The organism is Streptomyces hiroshimensis, from assembly GCF_014650335.1.
In the GTDB taxonomy this organism is placed as follows: domain Bacteria; phylum Actinomycetota; class Actinomycetes; order Streptomycetales; family Streptomycetaceae; genus Streptomyces; species Streptomyces hiroshimensis.
Genome location: NZ_BMUT01000012.1, coordinates 67,969 through 89,721, shown reverse-complemented (window position 1 = coordinate 89,721; position 21,753 = coordinate 67,969). Strand labels below are relative to the sequence as shown.

General features: G+C 74.2%; 18 protein-coding genes and 6 tRNA genes. 14 read left to right on the top strand and 10 right to left on the bottom strand.

Annotated elements, in window-relative coordinates; genetic code table 11:
• Positions 1 to 62 precede the first annotated feature (62 nt).
• Complete coding sequence (locus IE241_RS25550; protein WP_058045229.1) at positions 63 to 581, top strand: sigma-70 RNA polymerase sigma factor region 4 domain-containing protein; 519 nt, start codon at positions 63 to 65, stop codon at positions 579 to 581.
• A gap of 82 nt (positions 582 to 663) precedes the next feature.
• Positions 664 to 1,200 (top strand): GNAT family N-acetyltransferase, encoded by a 537-nt coding sequence (locus IE241_RS25545; RefSeq protein ID WP_190024179.1) that lies wholly within the window; start codon positions 664 to 666, stop codon positions 1,198 to 1,200.
• Here the strand turns inward: IE241_RS25545 and IE241_RS25540 are convergent.
• Both IE241_RS25540 and IE241_RS25535 read right to left on the bottom strand, forming a co-directional pair.
• Positions 1,197 to 1,625 carry a hypothetical protein gene (locus IE241_RS25540; RefSeq protein WP_190024178.1) on the bottom strand — a complete coding sequence of 143 codons (429 nt, stop codon included), beginning with the start codon at positions 1,623 to 1,625 and terminating at the stop codon, positions 1,197 to 1,199. The genes IE241_RS25545 and IE241_RS25540 overlap by 4 nt on opposite strands.
• A gap of 2 nt (positions 1,626 to 1,627) precedes the next feature.
• Positions 1,628 to 1,987, bottom strand: a complete 360-nt coding sequence (locus tag IE241_RS25535; RefSeq protein WP_190024350.1) for a hypothetical protein — start codon at positions 1,985 to 1,987, stop codon at positions 1,628 to 1,630.
• A 639-nt stretch (positions 1,988 to 2,626) separates the two neighbouring features.
• On the opposite strand from IE241_RS25535, the gene IE241_RS25530 reads away from it, so the two are divergent.
• From IE241_RS25530 to IE241_RS25495, 8 genes are all read left to right on the top strand, one after another.
• Complete coding sequence (locus tag IE241_RS25530; protein ID WP_190024177.1) at positions 2,627 to 3,685, top strand: methionine ABC transporter ATP-binding protein; 1,059 nt, start codon at positions 2,627 to 2,629, stop codon at positions 3,683 to 3,685.
• Complete coding sequence (locus tag IE241_RS25525) at positions 3,682 to 4,458, top strand: methionine ABC transporter permease (protein ID WP_190024176.1); 777 nt, start codon at positions 3,682 to 3,684, stop codon at positions 4,456 to 4,458. The genes IE241_RS25530 and IE241_RS25525 overlap by 4 nt, the downstream gene beginning before the upstream one ends.
• A 141-nt stretch (positions 4,459 to 4,599) precedes the next feature.
• On the top strand, positions 4,600 to 5,475 hold the full coding sequence (locus IE241_RS25520) for a MetQ/NlpA family ABC transporter substrate-binding protein (protein WP_190024175.1): 876 nt from the start codon (positions 4,600 to 4,602) through the stop codon (positions 5,473 to 5,475).
• A 174-nt stretch (positions 5,476 to 5,649) separates the two neighbouring features.
• Complete coding sequence (locus IE241_RS25515; RefSeq protein WP_190024174.1) at positions 5,650 to 6,291, top strand: GNAT family N-acetyltransferase; 642 nt, start codon at positions 5,650 to 5,652, stop codon at positions 6,289 to 6,291.
• Between the two features lie 197 nt (positions 6,292 to 6,488).
• Complete coding sequence (cbiE, locus tag IE241_RS25510) at positions 6,489 to 7,736, top strand: precorrin-6y C5,15-methyltransferase (decarboxylating) subunit CbiE (RefSeq protein WP_190024173.1); 1,248 nt, start codon at positions 6,489 to 6,491, stop codon at positions 7,734 to 7,736.
• A gap of 218 nt (positions 7,737 to 7,954) precedes the next feature.
• Positions 7,955 to 12,544 (top strand): nicotinate-nucleotide--dimethylbenzimidazole phosphoribosyltransferase, encoded by a 4,590-nt coding sequence (gene cobT, locus IE241_RS25505; protein ID WP_190024172.1) that lies wholly within the window; start codon positions 7,955 to 7,957, stop codon positions 12,542 to 12,544.
• 396 nt (positions 12,545 to 12,940) lie between these two features.
• Positions 12,941 to 14,224: a uroporphyrinogen-III C-methyltransferase gene (cobA, locus tag IE241_RS25500; RefSeq protein ID WP_190024171.1), complete on the top strand. Its 1,284-nt coding sequence runs from the start codon at positions 12,941 to 12,943 to the stop codon at positions 14,222 to 14,224.
• Between the two features lie 55 nt (positions 14,225 to 14,279).
• A complete protein-coding gene (locus tag IE241_RS25495; RefSeq protein WP_190024170.1) occupies positions 14,280 to 15,098 on the top strand; it encodes a TrmH family RNA methyltransferase in 819 nt (272 codons plus the stop codon).
• A gap of 46 nt (positions 15,099 to 15,144) precedes the next feature.
• Here IE241_RS25495 and IE241_RS25490 read toward each other — a convergent pair whose 3' ends face one another.
• Positions 15,145 to 16,464 (bottom strand): serine/threonine-protein kinase, encoded by a 1,320-nt coding sequence (locus IE241_RS25490; RefSeq protein WP_190024349.1) that lies wholly within the window; start codon positions 16,462 to 16,464, stop codon positions 15,145 to 15,147.
• Positions 16,465 to 17,146: 682 nt separating this feature from the next.
• Here IE241_RS25490 and IE241_RS25485 point away from each other — a divergent pair.
• The gene (locus IE241_RS25485; RefSeq protein ID WP_190024169.1) at positions 17,147 to 17,365 is read left to right on the top strand and encodes a hypothetical protein; all 219 of its coding nucleotides are present in this window, start codon (positions 17,147 to 17,149) and stop codon (positions 17,363 to 17,365) included.
• Positions 17,366 to 17,587: 222 nt separating this feature from the next.
• On the opposite strand, the gene IE241_RS25480 is transcribed toward IE241_RS25485, so the two are convergent.
• The 6 genes from IE241_RS25480 to IE241_RS25455 all read right to left on the bottom strand — a co-directional run bounded on the left by IE241_RS25480 (position 17,588) and on the right by IE241_RS25455 (position 18,135).
• Positions 17,588 to 17,659 (bottom strand) — tRNA-Val (locus tag IE241_RS25480).
• A 23-nt stretch (positions 17,660 to 17,682) separates the two neighbouring features.
• Positions 17,683 to 17,754, bottom strand: a tRNA-Val gene (locus IE241_RS25475).
• A 31-nt stretch (positions 17,755 to 17,785) separates the two neighbouring features.
• Positions 17,786 to 17,857, bottom strand: a tRNA-Val gene (locus IE241_RS25470).
• A gap of 20 nt (positions 17,858 to 17,877) precedes the next feature.
• Positions 17,878 to 17,952: transfer RNA gene (locus IE241_RS25465), tRNA-Val, on the bottom strand.
• A 1-nt stretch (position 17,953) separates the two neighbouring features.
• Positions 17,954 to 18,027: transfer RNA gene (locus IE241_RS25460), tRNA-Cys, on the bottom strand.
• Between the two features lie 35 nt (positions 18,028 to 18,062).
• Positions 18,063 to 18,135: transfer RNA gene (locus IE241_RS25455), tRNA-Gly, on the bottom strand.
• 175 nt (positions 18,136 to 18,310) lie between these two features.
• Between IE241_RS25455 and IE241_RS25450 the strand changes: the two genes are divergently transcribed.
• The 3 genes from IE241_RS25450 (at position 18,311) to IE241_RS25440 (ending at position 21,071) form a co-directional block, all read left to right on the top strand.
• Positions 18,311 to 19,351 (top strand): chorismate-binding protein, encoded by a 1,041-nt coding sequence (locus tag IE241_RS25450; RefSeq protein ID WP_190024348.1) that lies wholly within the window; start codon positions 18,311 to 18,313, stop codon positions 19,349 to 19,351.
• Entirely contained in the window at positions 19,348 to 20,169 is an 822-nt protein-coding gene (locus tag IE241_RS25445; RefSeq protein ID WP_190024168.1) for an aminotransferase class IV, read from the top strand. The genes IE241_RS25450 and IE241_RS25445 overlap by 4 nt, the downstream gene beginning before the upstream one ends.
• 65 nt (positions 20,170 to 20,234) lie before the next feature.
• Positions 20,235 to 21,071, top strand: coding sequence for a GNAT family N-acetyltransferase (locus IE241_RS25440; RefSeq protein WP_190024167.1), 837 nt, complete (start codon positions 20,235 to 20,237; stop codon positions 21,069 to 21,071).
• Positions 21,072 to 21,095: 24 nt separating this feature from the next.
• Here IE241_RS25440 and IE241_RS25435 read toward each other — a convergent pair whose 3' ends face one another.
• Complete coding sequence (locus IE241_RS25435; RefSeq protein WP_190024166.1) at positions 21,096 to 21,599, bottom strand: DsbA family protein; 504 nt, start codon at positions 21,597 to 21,599, stop codon at positions 21,096 to 21,098.
• Positions 21,600 to 21,753: the final 154 nt, after the last annotated feature.

The window sequence follows — 21,753 nt, the reverse complement described above, 5'->3', positions numbered from 1 at the left end:
CGGACGGGTGATAAGCCGCAACAGCGGCAACCGGCGCGGCAAGCGCACACGTCCCGCCTCGCATGACGCAGAGCGATCTCCTCACCCGGCTGAGCCCCCTGCTCAAAGCGGAGTGCGCCGCCGAGGCGGCCGCGGTCGCCGGGACCGACGCCGCCGACCTCGAACAGGGCGTCTGGGTGCGGCTGCTCAGTGACAGCCGCACCATCGTCTCGGCGGCCCGGCTGCGGGCGACCGTCCGTGCCGAGGCCCGCGCCGCACGCCGCCGCGCACGGCGCGAGGTGCTCTACGACCCCACCCACTCCGAGCCGCCGGGCGGCCACGACGCGGGCGTCGAACAGCAGGTACTTGCCGCCGAGGAGGGCCGGGCGCTGCGCGCCGCGGTGCGCCGGCTGCCCGGCCGGTGCCCCCGGCTGCTGGCCGCCCTCCTCTCCCGCAAGGACCCGACCTACCGAGAAATCGCAGGCGAGTTGGGAATGTCACAAGGATCTTTGGGGCCGGTACGTTCCCGTTGCCTGGGATGCCTGCGCAGAATGCTGACGGCGGAGGTTGCTGCTCCTGAACCCTGGGGAAAGGAGCGATAGACAGCCGGCGCCACGGAGGCGACGTACACCCGCGACGGCTCCTGTCAGGGCGGACCGAACCGAAAAGGGGAGGCGTGGGCACATGGGCATGAGCGTGACCATCTCTGCGGCGACCGATCTCGACGCCGAACAGATCCTCAAACTCCAGTACCTCTGCTATCAGGGCGAGGCCGAGCTCTACGGCGACTACTCCATCGCACCGCTCACCCAGACCCTCGCCGAGCTCCGTGCCGAACTGGGCGCCGGCTGCGTCCTGGTGGCCCGGCTCGGGGACGAGGTCGTGGGCTCGGTGCGCGGCGCGGCCGGCCCCGGGGACACGGCGGTGATCTCCGGGATGATCGTCCATCCCCGGATGCAGCGGCACGGCCTGGGCGGGCGGCTGCTCGCCGCGGTCGAGGCCCGGCTGGCGGAGGAGGGCGCGAGCCGTTTCCGGCTCGCCACCGGCCACCGCAACGAGGGGAACCTGCGCCTGTACCGCAAGTGGGGGTACGCGCAGGTGGCCACCGAGCAGGTCACGCGCAAGCTCACGCTGGTGACGATGGAGAAGGAACGCCGGGAGCAGGAGGCGGAGTCCGCGCAGGGCGCCGCCGGGGCGGCGCTCGCGACGACGAGCCGCTAGCCGGCCTGTGGCTGTGCCGCCCGGCGCAGCCACACCATCGCGGTGACGGGCAGGATCACCGGGATGAAGAGGTAGCCCATGCCGTAGTCCGACCAGACCGTGGCGTCGGGGAAGGCGGACGGCTCGGCGAGCGTCCACGTCCCGACGACGAGGACGCCGGCCAGCTCGGCGGCGCAGCACACGAGCGCCGCCCGGCGGGCCGTGGGACCGCCGCGGACCAGGGAGTACGTGATGAAGGCGTACACCACGGCGGCGATCGCCGACAGGACGTAGGCCAGCGGGGCGCGGCCGAAGTCCAGGATCATCTGGACGATCGAGCGGGAGGCCGCGGCGACGGTGAAGACGCCGTAGAGCCACACCAGCAGCCGGCCCGGGCCCTCGCCGAGGTTGAAGCCCGGCCCCGCGGGGGTGGTCGGTTCGGTCACGGTCAGCCTCCCCAGATGTCGTAGAGCCGCACTTCGAGCACGGCCAGGATCACGGCGCCCGCCGCCACGGTGGCCGAGCCCCAGCGGGTCCGCTCCGCGAGCGACATGAAGCCCGCGGCGGGGACGGCCGCCGCCGAGCCGATGAGGTAGGCCACGAAGATCGCGGTGCCCTGCTCGGGCTTGTCGCCTCCGGCCAGTCGCACGACGCCGACCACGAGCTGGGCGACGGCCAGGACGGCCACCACGGCCATGCCGATGAAGTGCCAGTCCTTGGTGGACTGGTCGCGGGAGAAGGCGACGCCGCACCAGGCGGCCAGCGCGAGGGCGGTCACTCCGACCGCGAGCGTCAGCGCGCCGATCACCGTGGCCACCGGGCTGCGGGCGCGTGCGGAGGGGGCTGGACAAGCATGGGACGACTTTAATGGCCTGCCCGGAATGCGCCGCGCCCGACCCCGCGCCCGGCCCCGCGCCGGGCCGCGTCCGCTCGTGGCCTTGACCACACGGCGCATCCGCACGCCCCGGCCGGTGGGTACGGGCGCAGGGCCCGCTGCCCGCGTCCCCGCAGGTCGTGGCGCGGCCGGCGGTGGCTTGAAGATCACTTACGAGGAGCGGGCCGTGTCCACGAACCGGCCACTCGCGTCCGCTATTCGGACAGGCTTGGCCGACTCGCACATCCGTCTGTTTTACTTTCCCGCATGACCACGACGAGCAGCCGCACCTGTGCGACCGAGGCGATGACGACGCCCGGCGCTGCTCGTCGCATGTGTCGAATGTGTGACCGCTGAGGGCCCCCGTTCCGTGCCTCGCGCCCCGAAGCGAGACCCGTAGAGCCCGCGTCCCGCGTCCCACCGGACCGGACCGGAAAAGCTCCGCCCCGCGTCACCAGGACTCCCCGAAGCCGCGCCCACGCGCACGCCGGGGCACCCTATGCCGCGCTCCGCAATGAATGCCCGTGCCCGGCGCCCCCCACCGCCGCGCACTCGACAGTGACGGAAACCCCTGTGATCACCACTACGGGCCTGACAAAGGTCTACCGCTCACGCGGCCGCGAGGTCACCGCCCTCGACGGCGTCGACCTCCACGTGCGGGAGGGCGAGGTGTACGGCGTCGTCGGTCAGAGCGGCGCCGGCAAGTCGACCCTCATCCGCTGCGTCAACCTCCTGGAGCGCCCCAGCTCCGGCACGGTGACCGTGGCGGGCCAGGACCTCACCGCCCTGGCCGGGCGCGGCACCCGTGCGGGCGCCGAGCTGCGCAAGGCGCGCAGCCGCATCGGCATGGTCTTCCAGCACTTCAACCTGCTGTCCTCGCGGACCGTGCAGTCCAACATCGAGCTGCCGCTGGAGATCCTCGGCGTCTCCGGCAAGGAGCGCGAGCGCAAGGCCCTCGAACTCCTCGACCTCGTCGGCCTCGCCGACAAGGCCAAGGCCTACCCCGGACAGCTCTCCGGCGGCCAGAAGCAGCGCGTCGGCATCGCCCGCGCCCTGGCCGGCGACCCCAAGGTGCTGCTCTCCGACGAGTCGACCTCCGCGCTCGACCCGGAGACCACCCGCTCCATCCTGCAGCTGCTGCGCGACCTCAACCGGCAGCTCGGCCTGACCGTCCTCCTCATCACCCACGAGATGGAGGTCGTCAAGACCATCTGCGACTCGGCGGCCCTGATGAAGGGCGGGCGCGTCGTGGAGTCCGGCACCGTCTCCGAACTCCTCGCCACCCCCGGCTCGGAGCTCGCGGCCGAGCTCTTCCCCGTCGGCGGCGAGCCGTCCGGCCCGGACCGCACCGTCGTGGACGTCACCTTCCACGGCGACGCCGCGACCCAGCCGGTCATCTCCCAGCTCTCCCGTACGTACAACATCGACATCTCGATCCTGGGCGCCGCGATGGACACCGTCTGCGGCAAGCAGGTCGGCCGGATGCGCATCGAGCTGCCCGGCCGCTTCGAGGAGAACGTCGTCCCGATCGGCTTCCTGCGCGAGCAGGGGCTGCAGGTGGACGTCGCCGATGTGCGCAACGCCCACGACACAGCCCCGGCCGACGCGCTCCTGAAGGATGGTGCCAAGTGACCTGGACCGAGATGCAGCCCCTGCTGCAGAACGCCTGTCTGGACACCCTCTTCATGGTGTGGTGGTCCGCCGTCTACACCATCCTCGGCGGACTGCCGCTGGGCATCCTGCTGGTCCTCACCGACCGCGGCGGCCTGCTGCAGAACGTCGTGGTCAACAAGGTCATCGGGGTGGTCGTCAACCTCGGCCGCTCGCTGCCCTTCATCGTCCTCATGGTGTGGCTGATCCCCTTCAGCCGCTTCGTGGTCGGCACCTCCATCGGGCCCAGCGCGGCCGTGGTGGCCCTGGCCATCGGCGCGATCCCGTTCTTCGCCCGGCTGGTGGAGACCGCCCTCCGCGAGGTCGACAACGGTCTCGTCGAGGCCGTCCAGTCGATGGGCGGCGGCACCTGGACCGTGATCTTCAAGGTGCTGCTCCCGCAGGCGCTGCCCTCGGTCATCGCGGGTCTGACCACGACCGTCATCGCCCTCATCGGCTACTCGGCGATGGCCGGCGCGGTCGGCGGCGGCGGCCTCGGGAACCTGGCCATCGTCTACGGCTACCAGCGCTCCGAGACCGGCCTGATGAACATCACCATCGTGCTGCTGATCGTCATCGTCACCGTCGTCCAGCTCGCCGGAGACCTCGCCGTACGGGCCCTCGCCCGGCGCGGCGGGCGGCAGGCGGCCCCCGTGGGCCTGCGCCGGCTGTGGGCCCCCGCGCGCGTGGCGCCCAAGCCCGTGGCGACCGTCCCGGCTCAGGCCGAGGCGCCGGAGGCCTCCAAGGCCTCCTGACCGAAAAGACTTCCTGATCGGAGCTGATCAGGCCTGGCACGAGGGGCTTTTCGCCCCTCACCGCAGATCCACGAGCCCGGACCCTTTGCCGGGCGGCAACACCTCGTGAACCCAGGAAATCCAGAAAGAGGGGCACTCTTCGTGCGTACCACCGTCAAGCTCACCGCCGCCGTCGCGGCCGCCGCCGCACTCACCCTCGGCCTGAGCGCGTGCAGCGCTCCGTCCGACACCTCCTCCTCCGGCAGCTCGACGAAGAAGGGCAAGGACGCCGACCCGGCCGCCAAGCTCGTCGTCGCAGCCAGCCCGACCCCGCACGGCGACATCCTCAACTTCGTCCGCGACAACCTCGCGGAGAAGGCCGGTCTGAAGCTGGAGGTGAAGGAGTTCAACGACTACGTGCTCCCGAACACCGCCACGCAGAACGGCGAGGTCGACGCCAACTTCTTCCAGCACAAGCCGTACCTCGACGACTTCAACAAGAAGAACAAGACCGACATCGTCCCGGTCGTCAACGTCGAGCTCGAGCCGCTCGGCCTGTACTCCGAAAAGGTAAAGAAGGCCGGCGACCTCGGCAGCGGCGCGACCATCGCCGTGCCCAACGACGCCACCAACGAGGGCCGCGCCCTGAAGCTGCTGGCCGACAACGGCGTCATCGTCCTCAAGGACGGCGTCGGCGCCGCCGGCAAGCTCTCGGACATCAAGGACGACAAGGGCATCAAGTTCACCGAGCTCGAGGCCGCCCAGATCCCGTCCCGCCTCGCCGACGTCGACGCCGCCGTCATCAACGGCAACTTCGCCATCGGGCACAAGCTCAACCCGGCCAAGGACGCCATCGCCCTGGAGAAGGCCGACGGCAACCCCTACGCCAACTTCCTCGCGGTGAAGAAGGGCAACGAGGCCGACCCGCGCGTCCAGAAGCTCGCCAAGCTCCTCAACTCCGACGAGGTGAAGAAGTTCATCGAGCAGAAGTTCAGCAACGGCGCCGTCCTTCCCGCCTTCGGCGCGGTGAAGGGCTGACACCGGCTGTCGCTTCCGTAACCACAGCCGCCCCTGTGGTCCCAGGCCCCGCGCACCCGTCGGCGTGCGCGGGGCCGACGCGCTTGGCGCACCCACGCATCGATGCTGCATGCTGGTGCACTCAAGCCCGGAGCGCCCCGTCCCGAGCCCACTTCCCCGGCGTTGGAGCAGCACATGACATCCACCTTCCCGGACATCTCCATCAGTACGGACCGGCTGGTGCTGCGCCCGTTCGAAGCCGAGGACGTGCCCGCGCTCGCGGAGATGATGAGCGACGAACTCGTCACCGCCTGGACCTCGGTGCCCCACCCCTACACCACCGCCCACGCCCGTGACTGGGCCCTGCGCGAGGCCCCGGCCGAGCGCACCGAAGGGCGCGGAATCGTCTTTGCGGTCACCGAGTTCCTCACCCACCGCCTCGTGGGCTGCGTCCACCTCCACCACACCGACTGGCGGGCCCTGTCGGCCGAGGTCGGCTACGTGGTCGCCCCCTGGGCCCGTGGCGAGGGCTACGCCTGCGAATCCGTGCTCGCCGTCGCCGAGTGGCTCTTCCGCGACCAGAAGTTCGAGCGCCTGGAGCTGCGCACCGCAGCCGACAACACGGCCTCCCAGCAGGTCGCCCAGAAGATCGGCTGCATCAGCGAGGGCGTGCTGCGCAACGCCTGGATAGGACGCGGCCGCACCGGGGACGGGGGCTGGAGCGAGCTGCGCACCGACCTCATCATCTGGAGCCTCCTCCCCGAGGACCTCGACGAAATGCGCGAGCAGCCCGCGGGGAACCCCGGCTACGCTGCGGCCTTCGGCGACTGGTCCTGAGGCGGGATCCGGGAAGGTCCGGACCAATAGGGGTACGCTCACCCTGCCCCGCCTCCGGCACCCCGTGACAGACCACCGACAGCCCTGCCGGCAGACCCGGCGACAGCCCCGCCGACAGACCCGCAGATCCGCCGACAGACCCGCAGATCCGCCGACAGACCTGCAGACCCGCCGACAAGCCCAGGAGAATGACGACGATGGCCGACCGGGTCACGGTGATCGGGTGGGACGGCTCACCACTCACGGACGCGGCCCGCTCCGCCCTGGCCGCCGCCACCCTCGTGGCCGGCGCCGCCCACCACCTGGACCTGCCCGAAGTCCCGCCCGCCGCCGAGCGCATCCGCCTCGGCAGCGTCGACCTCGCCGCCCGCCGCATCGCCGGCCACCGCGGCTCCGCCGTCGTCCTCGCCGACGGCGACCCCGGTTTCTTCGGCGTCGTCCGCACCCTGCGCGCCCCCCAGCACGGCCTCGAAGTCGAAGTCGTGCCCGCCGTCTCCTCCGTCGCCACCGCCTTCGCCCGCGCCGGCATGCCCTGGGACGACGCCCAGATCGTCGTCGCCCACAGCCGCGACCTGCGCCGCGCCGTCAACGTCTGCCGCGCCCACACCAAGGTCGCCGTCCTCACCTCGCCCGGCGCCGGACCCGCCGAACTCGCCCTCCTCCTCGGCGACGTCCACCGCACCTTCGTCATCTGCGAGGAGCTCGGCACCGAGCGCGAACAGGTCACCGTCCTCACCTCCGACAAGGCCCCCGACCACCACTGGCGCGACCCCAACGTCGTCATCGTCATCGGCGGCGCCGGCGCCGCACCCGCCGCCGTCCCCGGCTGGGGGGCGACCCGGCCCCGCGCCGCCGGCGGCTGGATCGCCGGCCGCGACCCCGGCTACCCCCCGGCCGTCCGCGGCTGGGCCCTGCCCGCCGACGCCTACGGCAGCGACCTCGGCGAGGGCGAGGCCACCGAACTGCGCGCCGCCCAACTCGCCCGCCTCGGCCCCCGCGTCGGCGACCTCGTCTGGGACATCGGCTCTGGCAGCGGCGCCGCCGCCGTCGAGGCCGCCCGCTTCGGCGCCGCCGTCATCGCCGTCGACCGCGACGCCGACGCCTGCGCCCGCACCACCGCCGTCGCCCGCCGCTACGCCGTCCAGATCCAGGTCGTCCACGGCGCGGCCCCCCACGTCCTGGAGGACCTCCCCGAACCCGACGTCGTCCGCGTCGGCGGGGGAGGCGCCCCCGTCGTCGCCGCCTGCGCCGCACGCCGCCCCGAGCGCATCGTCGCCCACGCCGCCACCCGCGACGAGGCCGAGGCCATCGGCCGCGCCCTCGCCGAAGGCGGCTACGCCGTCGAATGCGCCCTGCTCCAGGCCGTGGAGCTGGACCCCGCGGCCTGGGCCGAGCGCGAGCGGTCCGTCGCCTTCCTGCTGAGCGGACGCCGCACCCACCTGTGATCCCGGCCCGCCGGGTGGAGGGTAGGCTGGCGGATCGTTGTACCGCCCCTCGGTGTCCGACACCACAGTCGTCAATGTCCCGAACGCACCCTCCTTTTGGCGGGGGCACGGCAAGGTAGGGGCGGGCGACGTACAACGTGCCGCGAGGCACGGACGCTCGTTCTTGACTATGGGCGTGAGCGGTTGGAAGGAGCACTACCGATGGGCGAGGGGTACGCATGACCGACACCGGCCAGTTCCCGGGCGAGGGACAGCCGGAGAACGCAGGCGCGCTGCCCGGCCAGCCGTTCCCCGCGGACGCCGCAGCCCCTGCCGACCCCGGAGCCCCGGCCCCTCCAGCCCCTCCAGCCACGTTCACCTTCCTCGACCACGGGGACGGCACGGAGCCGGACGGCGCCGACGAGGACGACCTCCTGCTGATGCCGGGCGCCCAGGGCGCCTGGATGGAGCAGCCGGCCGTCCAGGGCGGTACGCACGAGAGCGGCGGACGCGACACCGGCTCCGTCGACTACGGCGACGTCCGCATCCCCCCGGCCGCCGCCGCGGGCCAGCCGCCCGCCGCCCCCGCGGCGCCGCGCCGCCCGCTGCACATGGGCCCGCCCGTCCCGGACCCCACCAGCGGAGTCGTCCGCTCGCTGGCCGACCGCGGCCCGGCCGCGCCCGCCCCTTCCCCGGTCCGCCCGCCCGCTCCGCCGGCGGCACCCGTCCCGGGCCCCGAATACCTCGACGGTGTCACCGACGAGACGGGCACTCAGCAGGCTCCGCGCCTCGGCGAGGTGCCGCAGCAGCAGCCGGGCACGTGGGACGCCCAGCCGCAGCCGCCGGCCGCCGCGGCCTTCGTACCGCCCCAGGCGTCGGGCCCGGCCGCCCCCGCCGTTGACGTGCCGTCACCCGCTCCGGAGCAGGCGGCCGGGCACCCCGCCGCCCCCGAGGCCGCCGCCGAGCCGGTCGCCGGTGCGGTGCCCTCGACCGGGCTCAGCGCCATCGACGCCGTGGTCGCCGCAGCCACCGGGCAGGTCCACGTACCGCCGGGCGCCGCTGCTGAGGCGGCCCCCCAGGCCGCCGTCGTGGCGGACGCCGCCCCGGCGCCGGCGCCTGCCGCCGAGGCCGAGCCGGTGGCTGCGCCCGCCGACGCCCCGCAGGCCGATGCGGCTGCGGCCCCCGCCGTCGCGGCCGAGCCCGCCGAACCGGCTGCCGTGGCCGATGCGCAGGAGGCTCCCGCCGTGGGCGCCGAGCCCGCGCTGACCTCCGTGCCGGACCCGCACCAGGGTGCGGAGGCCGTCGCGGCCGACCAGGCCGTGGCTGTGCCCCAGCCTGCGGCGGCCGAGGTTCCCGTTGCCGGTGCCGCTACCGGGCAGCCCGAGCAGGTCACCGAGGCCGTTGCGGCCGCCGGTGCCCCGGCCGGTGCGGCCGAGCCGGAGCAGACCGCGGCTCAGGCAGACCAGGTTCCGGTTCCGGCCGAGGTCCCGCCGGCGCCCGCCGCCGAGGCCGTCGCCCCCATCGCCCCCGCCGGCGTTCCGCAGGCCCCGGCCGACCAGGCAGCGGCTCTCGCTGACGCCCCGTCGGCAGAGGCCCTCCCGGCGGTCATTCCCGCGGACGAGCCCCAGGTACAGACCGCCCCGGCCGATGCGGCCGCTGACGGCATGCCGGAACAACTTGCGGCTCCCGAGACGCCGGACGTGGCCCATCTCGCGCCGGAGGCGGCTGTCGCTGCCGGTCCCGCGGTGGACGCGCAGGACGCGGGTGTGCAGCCTGCCGGTTCCGTACCGGTGGCGGACGCCGCCACCGCTCCGCAGGCAGAACAGGCTGCCGAAGCGGCGGCTCCCGCCGTTGCCGACCCTGCGGGGGAGGCGCAGGCCGCCGTCCCGGTTGCTGCCGAGGGTGTGGCCGAGGCGCAGGTCACGGCCGTGCAGCCCGAGCAGGCTGCCGGTCCGGTGCCCGTGGTGGATGCGGTCGCCGCTGTGCAGGCCGAGGCCGTGGCGGTGGCGGGCGCACAGGCTGACGTCGCGCAGCCCGAACAGCCCGAACAGCCCGTCAGCGCCGTGCCCGCGACGGATGCCACCGCTGTTGCGCAGGCCGAGCAGCCCGCCGGTGCCGTGTCCGTGGCGGATGCCGCCGCCGCTCCGGCCGCTGCCGAGCCTGTGGCGGCCGCTGAGGTTCCCGCCCCGCAGGCCGAGCAGGTCGCCGAAGCCGCAGTCCCGGCCGAGGCCGTGACGGACGCGCAGACCGAGGTCCCGCAGCCGGAGCAGCCTGCCGGTTCTGCGCCCGTGGCGGAGGCTGCGGCTGCGCAGACTGAGCAGACCGCCGACGAGCCTGCCGGGCCCGTAGCGGAAGCGCAGGCCGCAGAGCCTGCCGTAGAGGCGCAGGCCGCAGTTCCCCACCCCGACGCTACGGCGACGGCCTCCACCCCCGGCTCCGCCTCCACGCCGGACTCTCCGGCCGTCGCGCCGGAGCCCGTGCAGGCCGCCGACGCCCAGGCAGTGCCGGATAACGCCCCTGCCGCCCCGCAGACTGCTGCCACGGGCGAGCCGGAGGTGACCGAACCGGCTCCTGCCGAGGCCCCGCAGGCCGAGCAGACCGCCGCTGCGGGCGCACCGGAGGGAACCGGACCCGCCCCTGCCGAAACCGCGCAGCCGGAGCAGACCGCCGTCCCCGCCTCACCCGCCGCCCCCACCGGCGAACCGTTCGCCGCGTCCGCCCCGTCCGACCCGCACGCCCCCGCCGGCGTTCCGCAGACCGAGCAGGCCACCATCTCCGATCCGCAGGCACCCGCGACCGAGGACGCAGCGCAGACTCCGGCGCCCGAGCAGTCCGCAGCAGACTTGCCCGAACCGGCCGCCGCGGACGACGCTCAGCCCGTCGCCCCCGCAGCCGCCCAGGTCATCACCCCGGCGGCGGCACCCGAGGCCCCCGCCGACGCCGAGGTCCGCATCCCGGCCTCCCAGCAGGCCCCCGCCGAGCCGGCCGAGGCTCCGGGCCCGGCCGTCCCCGCGTCCCGCACAGCCGAGGCCGCCCCGGCGGCGGACGGCCCCGTGGACGAGGACGCCCCCGGTGCCGAGGCGGAGCCCGAGGCGCCCGCCGCCACCGGCTACGGCGACGCCGAGCGCGAGGCCGTGCACCGCGTGATGCGCGAGCGGCGCGACATCCGCAACGGGTTCCGCAAGGACCCCGTCCCGCACGAGGTGCTGCTGCGCGTCCTGGAGGCCGCGCACACCGCGCCCAGCGTCGGTCACTCCCAGCCCTGGGACTTCGTCGTCATCCGCTCCGCGGAGACGCGGCAGGCCATGCACGAGCTGGCCGAGCGTCAGCGCGACGCGTACGCCAAGTCCCTGCCGAAGGGCCGGGCCAAGCAGTTCAAGGCACTGAAGATCGAGGCGATCCTCGAGACGCCCGTCAACATCGTCGTCACCGCCGACCCCACCCGCGGCGGCCGCCACACCCTCGGCCGGCACACCCAGCCGCAGATGGCGCCGTACTCCTCCGCGCTGGCCGTCGAGAACCTCTGGCTCGCCGCCCGCGCCGAGGGCCTCGGCGTCGGCTGGGTCAGCTTCTTCGACGAGCGCGAGATGGTCCGCACCCTCGGCCTTCCCGAGCACCTGGAGGTCGTCGCGTACCTGTGCGTCGGGTACGTCGACGAGTTCCCGGACGAGCCCGAGCTGATGCAGGCCGGCTGGTCCAAGCGCCGCCCGCTGTCCTGGGTGGTGCACGAGGAGGAGTACGGCCGCCGCGCCCTGCCCGGCGAGGAGCCGCACGACCTCCTCGCCGAGACCCTCCGCGGCATCCGCCCGCTGGACGCCAAGGCGCTCGGCGAGGCCTGGGAGCGGCAGAAGCGCATGACCAAGCCGTCCGGCGCGCTCGGCATGCTGGAGATCATCTCCGCGCAGCTGTGCGGCCTGTCGCGCAAGTGCCCGCCGCCGATCCCCGAGCCCGCCGCCGTCGCGATCTTCGCGGGTGACCACGGGGTGCACGCCCAGGGCGTCACGGCGTGGCCCCAGGAGGTCACCTCCCAGATGGTCGCCAACTTCCTGGGCGGCGGCGCCGTGTGCAACGCCTTCGCCAACCAGGTCGGCGCCGAGGTCTGCGTCGTGGACGTCGGCGTCGCGGGCGAGCTGCCCAGCACCCCCGGCCTCCTGCCGCGCAAGATCCGGCCCGGCACCGCCGACATCACCACGGGCCCCGCCATGACCCGCGAGGAGGCGATGGCCGCCCTCGAGGTGGGCATCGAGACCGCCCGCGACCTGGTCGCGGCCGGCAACAAGGCGCTCCTCACCGGCGAGATGGGCATCGCCAACACCACGGTGTCGGCGGCCCTCATCTCCGTCTACACCGAGGCCGACCCGGCCGAGATCACCGGCCGCGGCACCGGCATCAACGACGAGATGCACGCCCGCAAGGTCGATGTGGTCCGGCGCGCCCTCGAACTGCACCGGCCGGACCCGAAGGACCCCATCGGCGTCCTCGCCGCGATCGGCGGCCTGGAGCACGCGGCTCTCGTCGGCCTGATCCTCGGCGGTGCGTCGCTGCGCACGCCGGTGATCCTGGACGGCGTGAGCGCCGGGGCCGCGGCCCTCGTGGCCCGCGCCATCGCCCCCGAGGCGCTCGCGGCCTGCATCGCCGGTCACCGCAGCGCGGAGCCGGGGCATGTCGCAGCCCTCACCAAGCTCGGCCTGCGGCCCCTCGTCGACCTCGACCTGCGCCTAGGCGAAGGAACGGGTGCGCTGCTGGCCCTGCCGATCGTGCAGAGCGCTGCGCGCGCCATGCACGAGGTGGCCACGTTCGACGCCGCGGGCGTCACCGAAAAGGGCTGACGCCCTGGGCGGGCGCCGCACCACGCCGGTGCGGCGCGCCCGCCTACGGCGGGGTCGTCTCCCGCCCGCCCATTACTGAATGACGGATCGCCCGGGCAGTACAGAGGCCCGGACCCAACGGCGGGCGACCGGTGCCCGGGTACCGGTGAAGGGACACGGGTCCACCCCCGGACGGGTACCGGCCCACCGGCGGGAGGGGGTGGGGTGGGACGGGCCCTGGGAGGGGCGTGACGCGTGATTTGTGGCGGCGTCGGGGGCTCGCTCGACGGCGAACGGTACCCGCCGTAAATCATGCAGCCCCGGAAGGGCCCGTCCCACCCCGCCCCCGACCCCCCGCCGCACCGTAGGGTGTCCCCACCAGCGCATTCGCCCGCCCACGAGGAGACCCGCACGCCCATGGCCGAGCACAACGAAGCCGTCGCCTACCCCGTCGGACTGCGCCTCGCCGGCCGCCGCGTCGTCGTCCTCGGCGGCGGCCAGGTCGCCCAGCGCCGCCTCCCCGCGCTGATCGCCGCGGGCGCTGACGTCCTCCTCGTCTCCCCCTCCGCCACCCCCTCCGTCGAAGCGATGGCCGACGCCGGCGAGGTGCGCTGGGAGCGCCGCCGCTACGAGGACGGCGACCTCGACGGCGCCTGGTACGCCCTGATCTCCACCGACGACCCGGAGGCCAACCGCGCCGCCTCCGCCGAGGCCGAGGCCCGCCGCGTGTGGGCCGTGCGCAGCGACGACGCGGACGCCGCCTCCGCCTGGACGCCCGCCACCGGCCGCAGCGAGGGCATCACCGTCGCCGTCCTCACCGGCCGCGACCCCCGCCGCTCCGCCGCCGTCCGCGACGCCATCATCGAGGGCCTGCGCGACGGCTCCCTGACGGCCCCGCACTTCCGCGCCCGCACCACCGCCACCGGCACCCCCACAGCCACCGGCACCGCCCCCGGCCAAGCCGCCCCCGGCCACGTATCCCTCGTCGGCGGCGGCCCCGGCGACCCCGACCTCATCACCGTGCGCGGCCGCCGCCTCCTCGCCCAGGCCGACGTCGTCATCGCCGACCGCCTCGGCCCGCGCGACCTCCTCGACGAGCTCCCGCCGCACGTCGAGGTCATCGACGCCGCAAAGATCCCGTACGGCCGCTTCATGGCCCAGGAGGCCATCAACAACGCCCTGATCGAGCACGCCCTGGCCGGGAAGACCGTCGTCCGCCTCAAGGGCGGCGACCCCTTCGTCTTCGGCCGTGGCATGGAAGAGGCCCAGGCGCTCGCCGAGCACGGCATCCCGTGCACCGTCGTCCCCGGCATCTCCAGCACCATCAGCGTCCCCGGCGCCGCCGGCATCCCCGTCACCCACCGCGGCGTGGCGCACGAGTTCACGGTCGTCAGCGGCCATGTGGCCCCCGACGACCCGCGCTCCCTGGTCGACTGGGAGGCCGTCGCCAGGCTCCGCGGCACGCTCGTCCTGCTGATGTCCGTCGAGAACATCGGGGCCATCGCCGAGGCCCTCGTGCGCCACGGCCGCCCCGCGGGCACGCCCGTCGCCGTCGTACAGGAGGGCACCACCGCGGCCCAGCGGCGCGTGGACGCGACCCTCGCGACCGTCGGGGAGCGCGTCAAGGCGGAGGGCATACGGCCTCCCGCGGTCATCGTCATCGGCGACGTGGTGACGATCGGCACCGGAACCGGCCGCTAGAGCCCACCGCCCACTCCGCCCCGCGACCGAGCACCCCGTACCGAGGACCGAGAACATGGCCGACATCATCACCATCGAAGACCCCGACGACCCGCGCCTGCACGACTACACGGGCCTGACCGACGTCGAGCTGCGCCGCCGCCGCGAGCCCGCCGAGGGCCTCTTCATCGCCGAGGGCGAGAAGGTCATCCGGCGCGCCCGCCACGCCGGGTACGAGATGCGCTCGATGCTGCTGTCCGCGAAGTGGGTCGACGTCATGCGCGACGTCATCGACGAGGCGCCGGCCCCCGTCTACGCCGTGAGCCCCGACCTCGCCGAGCGGGTGACGGGCTATCACGTCCACCGCGGGGCCCTCGCCTCCATGCAGCGCAAGCCGCTGCCGTCGGCGGCGGAGCTGCTGCGGAGCACGCGCCGCGTCGCCGTCATGGAGGCGGTCAACGACCACACGAACATCGGGGCCATCTTCCGCAGCGCGGCGGCCCTCGGGATGGACGCGGTCCTGCTCTCCCCGGACTGCGCCGACCCCCTCTACCGCCGTTCGGTGAAGGTCTCCATGGGCGCCGTCTTCTCCGTGCCGTACGCGCGCCTGGAGACCTGGCCGCGCGACCTGGAGACCGTGCGCGAGGCGGGCTTCCGGATCCTGGCCCTGACCCCGGACGAGAAGGCCACGTCCATCGACGCGGCCGCCCCGCACCGGCTGGAGCGGGTCGCCCTCATGCTCGGCGCCGAGGGCGAGGGCCTGTCCACGCGCGCGTTGATGGCGGCGGACGAGTGGGTCCGTATTCCCATGGCGCACGGCATCGACTCGCTGAACGTGGGCGCGGCGGCGGCCGTGTCGTTCTACGCGGTGACGGCGGGCCGCCCGCAGGACTGACGCCTTCGAGCCCTACGGGCTCGGCCCTTGCCGCCGAGGCAGCCGGTCAGCGCCCGCCCCGGGCAAGGCCGAGCCCGTCGCCCGACGCAGCGGAAGGCCCGTCGCTCCGGGACACGGAAGGCATCCGCTGCAACCCGTTGTCGCTCCGCTCCGGCCCCTGGCAGCCCTGTGCCACGGCGATGCCCAGCGCGACGAGCAGCGTCACCACCACGAAGACGGTCAGCCGCTGCCGCAGCAGCCGAGGGTCGCGCGGGGGCCGCCGGGCGCCTGCGCCCGTACGCGCCGCGGGCTGCCCGCCGCGCCGTGCCGCGGCCCCCGCGGCACCCCGGGCGGACTGCCCTGCCCCGGGCGCGCCGTTCGCCCGCCCCGGCCGCGCGGCCGGACGGCGGCCGGACTCCGGCCGGCCCTGAGGGGGGTGCGGGCGCGGCGCCGGGGCCTTGACCGTGGGCCGCTCGGTGCGCTGCTCCGCATACTCCGCGGCCCGCCGGCCCGACGGCCGGTCAGGATCGCGCCGCGCCAGGGGCTGGCGGCCTTCGGAGAGGCCGTGCGCCTCGCGGGCGGCGATCTCCTTCAGCCGCAGCGACAGCTGCAGCGTGCTCGGCCGCTCCTCGGGATCCTTGGCCAGACATGCGTGGATCAGGGGTGCCAGGGCGTCCGGCACGGCCATGAGCTGCGGTTCCTCATGGACGACGCGGTAGAGCATGACCTCCGAACTGCCCTGGCCGAAGGGTGAGTCCGCGGTGGAGGCGTAGGCGAGGGTCGCGCCGAGCGCGAAGACGTCCGTGGCGGGGGTGACGGCGGCGCCGCGCACCTGCTCGGGGGCGAGGAAGCCGGGCGAGCCCACCGCCGTGCCCACGTGGGTCAGGGTGCTCGCGCCGGTCGCCCACGCGATGCCGAAGTCGATGATGCGGGGGCCCTTGGGGGACAGCAGGATGTTCGAGGGCTTGAGGTCGCGGTGGACCACACCCGCGTCGTGCACGGCGAGCAGGCCTTCGGCCAACGCCGCCCCGATGGAGGCGGTCTGAGCCGCCGACAGCGGCCCCTCCTCGTTCACCTTGTCGTGGAGGGAGGGCCCCGGTACGTACTGCGTCGCGAACCACGGGCGGTCCGCGTCCAGGTCGGCGGCCACCAGCCGCGCCGTACAGCCGCCGCGGATGCGCCGGGCGGCCTGCACCTCGCGCGCGAACCGCGAACGGAACTCCTGGTCCTCGGCCAGGTCCGGCCGGATCACCTTCAGTGCCACGCGCTGCCCGCGCCGGTCGGAGCCGAGGTACACCACGCCCATGCCGCCCGCGCCGAGCCGGCGGTGAAGCCGGAACGAGCCGACGACACGCGGGTCCTCGCGCCGGAGCCGCATCATCGCCATCTTCATCCCCGCTGCCCGGTCCGTCTGACGTGGCACAGCTTACGGATTGACGGGCGGGCGCGCTGATAGGCCGCGCATGCGTCGGCCAGTGGATTGCCCGCACCCGGCGCGGGCGGCGGGCCGCGGGCCCGGGGCGGCGGTCGCGTACCCCCGGCGCGGGGAAGCGGGCCCAAGGAGCCGCGCCCGAAGGGGGATTGGGGCCGGGCCCGGCCCGGAGCGCCTCGTTCCTGCAGAGGCGGGAGGGGCGGCTGGGGCGTGTGCGGCGGGCAGGGGAGGGGCTGCCGGGGCGGTGAAGATCATTAAGAACAGAAGTGGGCGCGAAGTGACCGAAGTCACCCATGCCGGGGCGATTCCCGCACGCTTCCGGCCACCCTCTTCGCGCACTCCCGCACTCCCTCCGGGCGCCTGTCCGGGTGTCTGTCCGGGCGTCCGCCCGGCCGCCCCCTCCGGGAAGTCCCCAAGAGCGGGGACGTCCGTGTCCAACCAGGGGAGTAGCCGCGCGGTGCCCGCTCATCCTCCCGGATGCCCGCCAATCGGTACGAGGGCATGACGCCCGGCCGGGCCCGCGCCCCTACTGTGGAGATCGAGCGGCGGGTGCAGCACTCGTCCCCCGAGGTCAGACGCCCGCCGCTCGTGCGACTTCGCACGGCAGGGGACGGGCCCACACACCAGGAGCGGAACCATGGCGGACACGGCGGGACGTACGGTCATCCGGTCGCGCGGTCACCGGGCCGCGGACACGGTCGCGGGCCTCTTCGCGCCGCGGTCCTCCGGCACCCGGCACCCGGCGGTCGCCGTGGCCATGGTGGTGCCCTTCGCGGCGTTCCTCGCCGTCCTCTTCGGCGGCTGGGACGCCGTCGTCACACAAGCGTCGTCCGTCGCCGGAATGCTGGGGCGCTGAGCGCCCCGGGCCCGGGAGAGCGGCCCGGGCCGGGGACAAGCCGGCGGATCAACCCCGTGGGGACGGGGGTACGGCGGACGGCATGAAGGGCCGGGCACCTGGGGAGGCGCCCGGCCCTTCGTATTGCTGTACCGCTTGCTGTACCGCCGTCACGCGCGCAATCAGCCCGCAGAAACGGCCGGAGGCCGGAGCTCATGAGCCCCGGCCTCCGGCCGATCGGTGTGCGCGATACTGGGATTGAACCAGTGACCTCTTCCGTGTCAGGGAAGCGCTCTCCCGCTGAGCTAATCGCGCGGGAAGATCCGTAAGGACCTCGGTGGACGATACTGGGATTGAACCAGTGACCTCTTCCGTGTCAGGGAAGCGCTCTCCCGCTGAGCTAATCGTCCGGGACGGCACTGCGTTTCCGCAGGTGCAGCGTGCGCGATACTGGGATTGAACCAGTGACCTCTTCCGTGTCAGGGAAGCGCTCTCCCGCTGAGCTAATCGCGCGGGAAGGTCCGTGAAGACCTTGGTGGACGATACTGGGATTGAACCAGTGACCTCTTCCGTGTCAGGGAAGCGCTCTCCCGCTGAGCTAATCGTCCTTGGAGGTGGAGACGGGATTTGAACCCGTGTAGACGGCTTTGCAGGCCGTTGCCTCGCCTCTCGGCCACTCCACCAGGAGTGCGGGGGTTCGGGAAGATCCCCCAACTCGAGCGGACGACGAGACTCGAACTCGCGACATCCACCTTGGCAAGGTGGTGCTCTACCAACTGAGCTACGTCCGCAGTGTCTGCCCGGTTCGCTTCCGCGTCCCGGCGACGTGTTGAACTCTAGCGGATTCCAGCGCCAGCTCAAATTCCGTTTCCGCAGCGTGCTGCCCTGATTGTTCGCCCGGGCCGCTCCGGACGGCCCCGCCATAGACTCGATGACGTGCACAGCTTCCCCCCGAGCCTCCCTCCGATGGCCCGCTTCGGCGGTCTCCTCGCCACCGATCTGCGCGATGTCACCCGCGACCCGGCAGCCCTGGAGTCCACGGGCTGGTGGGCGGTGGTCGCGGACTTCGAGGGGCGGCTGACCTGCGCGCGCTTCGGCGACGTACGCCCGGCCCCGCCCGGCCCCGCAGGCTCCGCCCGGTGGCGCGGCCCGGCCGCCGGGGACTGGACGAGCTCCCTGGACCGCGCCGCCTACACCGCGGGCGTCCGCCGCATCCGCGAGCACATCGCGGCCGGCGAGGTCTACCAGGCCAACCTCTGCCGCGTTCTCAGCGCGCCCCTGCCCGAGCCCGCCGAGGCCGACGTCGACGCCCTCACCGCCCTCCTCGCGCGCGACAACCCCGCCCCCTACGCGGGCTGCATACGCCTGCCCGCCCACGGCGTCGAGGTCGCCACCGCCTCTCCCGAGCTCTATCTGCGCCGCACCGGCCGCACCGTCGAGTCCGGCCCGATCAAGGGCACCGGCCGCACCGCCGCCGATCTGCTGGAGAAGGACCACGCCGAGAACGTGATGATCGTGGACCTCGTCCGCAACGACCTCGGGCGCGTCTGCACCACCGGCTCCGTGACCGTGCCCGCACTCTGCGCGGTCGAGCCCCACCCCGGGCTGGTCCACCTCGTCTCCACCGTGCGCGGCAGGATCGCCGACAGCGCCGGGTGGGCCGAGCTGTTCTCGGCCACCTTCCCGCCCGGCTCGGTCACCGGCGCCCCCAAGGAGAGCGCCCTGCAGATCATCCGCGCCCTGGAGACCGCCCCCCGCGGCCCCTACTGCGGCGGCATCGGCTGGGTCGACGCCGACCGCGGCACCGGCCAGCTCGCCGTCGGCATCCGCACCTTCTGGATCGACCGCACCGCCACCCCCGCCCCCGTCCTCCGCTTCGGCACCGGCGCCGGCATCACCTGGGGCTCCGACCCCGAGCGCGAGTGGGCCGAGACGGAGCTCAAGGCTTCCCGGCTGCTCGCGATAGCGTCGGGCACACATCAGCCGCTCGGAGGGACGATCCGGTGACGATCTGGCTCAATGGTTCGCTGTACGACGCCGACAGCGCGCGCGTCTCGGTCCTCGACCACGGTCTGACCGTCGGCGACGGCGTCTTCGAGACGCTCAAGGCCGTCCGGGGCCGCCCCTTCGCCCTCACCCGCCACCTCGCCAGGCTGACCACCTCCGCCCGCGCCCTGGGCCTGCCCGAACCCGACCTCGACGAGATCCGGCGCGCCTGCACGGCCGTCCTCGACGCCAACCCCATGCCGCTCGGGCGGCTGCGCGTCACCTACACCGGCGGCCTCGCCCCGCTCGGCTCCGAACGCGGCGCCGCCCGCCCCACCCTCGTCGTCGCCGTCGCCGAGACGGCCCGGCGCCCCGACACCACCGCCGTCGTGACCGTGCCCTGGACCCGCAACGAACGCGGCGCCCTCGCCGGCATCAAGTCCACCTCCTACGGCGAGAACGTCGTCGCCCTGGCCCGCGCCAAGGAGCACGGCGCCACCGAGGCGCTGCTCGCCAACACCGCCGGGGCGCTGTGCGAGGGCACCGCCTCCAACGTCTTCGTCGTCCTCGACGGCGAGCTGCACACCCCGCCCCTCGCCTCCGGCTGCCTCGCCGGCATCACCCGCGCCCTCGTCCTGGAGTGGGCCGGGGCCAAGGAGACCGAGCTGCCCTACGACGTCCTGGAGCGCGCCGAGGAGGTCTTCCTGACCTCCACCCTCCGCGACGTCCAGGCCGTGCGCGCCGTCGACGGCAGGGAACTGCCCGCCGTCCCCGGCCCGGTGACCGCCAAGGCCGCCCGGATCTTCGACGAGCAGTCGACGGCGGACCTCGACCCGTAGGCGCTGCGGGACCGCACCCGCAAAACCCCGTGACGCGCGGCCACCGGGACCGGTACAACACCAAGGTGACCACCACTCTGCGGCCCACCACACCCGAGCAGCGCGGCCCCGGCGGCGCCCGGTCCCGCTCGTACGAGGTCTGCGTCAACAGCAGGCCCGTGGGCGCCGTCGACCTGGCCACCGACCACCGCTTCGGCCCGGCCGCCGGCCGCATCGTCCGCCTCGCCATCGACGAGCGCGACCGGCACCGCGGCCGCGGCACCGTCGCCGCGCTCGCCGCCGAGGAAGTGCTGCGCGGCTGGGGTTGCACCCGCATCGAGCTGTCCGTGGACGCCGGTGCCGCGGTCGGCCTCGGGCTCGCCGCGGCCCTCGGCTACACCGAGCGCAACCGCAACATGGCCAAAACGCTGACCGCCGCCCCCCGGCTGCCCGAGGGCAGCGAGGGACGGCGGATGACGGAGGCCGAGTACACCGGCTGGCGGGAGGCGTCCCGCGCCGCGTACATGCAGGACTGGACCGACCGCGGCGTCCCGGCCGAGCAGGCCCGCGCCAAGGCCGAGGCGGACGACCGCACGCTGCTGCCCGACGGCGCCGCGACCGCCGGCGCCCTGCTGCGCGTCCTCATCCACGAGGGCACCGTCGTCGGCACCCTCTGGGTGGCGCTGCGCGACGGCGGCCCGGACACCCCGGGCGCCTATGTCTTCGACGTCGAGGTCGTGCCCGCGCAGCGCGGCCGCGGCCACGGCAGGTCCCTGATGCTGCTGGCGGAGGCCGAGGCGCTCGCGCACGGTGCGCGCACCCTCGGCCTCAACGTCTTCGCCGGGAACACCCCGGCGCTGCGGCTGTACGAGTCGCTGGGCTACGTACCGACGGCGTACCACTTGTACAAGCCGCTGCTCTAGCGCGGACGGCGGCGCCGACCGTGCCTAACCGAGGAGCCGGTCCGCGATCTCCTCGATGCGCTCCCGCAGCCCGTCCTGGTTCTTGCTGCCGTCGAGCAGCTCGCCGCCGATGACGTACGTGGGGGTGCCGGTCACGCCGATCGCCTTGCCCTCGGCCTGGTCCGCGTCCACGATCAGCATGTGGCGGCCGTCCACCAGGGCGGTGTCCACCTCCTCGGCGTCCAGCCCGAGCTCGCCGGCCGCCTCGACCAGCAGCTGCACGCCGCCCGTGCCCAGCTCCTCGGCCCGCGCCAGCACCGCCTCGGCGTACGGCCAGCCCTGCCCCTGCTCGGCCGCCTCCTCGGCGGCCTGCGCGGCGGCGTAGGAGTGCTTGTGCTTCTCCTGGGGGAAGTGCCGCAGCCGCACGTCCAGCCGGTCGCCGTAGCGTGCGCGCAGCGCCCGCAGGTCGTCCAGGGCGGTACGGCAGTCGGGGCACTGCAGCTCGCACCACACGTCGAGGACGACGGGGGCGGTGTTGGTCTCGCTCATGCGGCCAGTCTTCCAGGCGGCGGGGGCGGCGGCCCTCCGGGTCTCCCCGGGCCTCAGGGATGACCCCGAGATCTCCCTGAGCCGGCCGTCCGGCGATGGCCCGGCCGGCCGCGGCGGGTGCACGATGGAAGGGCGAGCCCGCAAGCGAAATCCA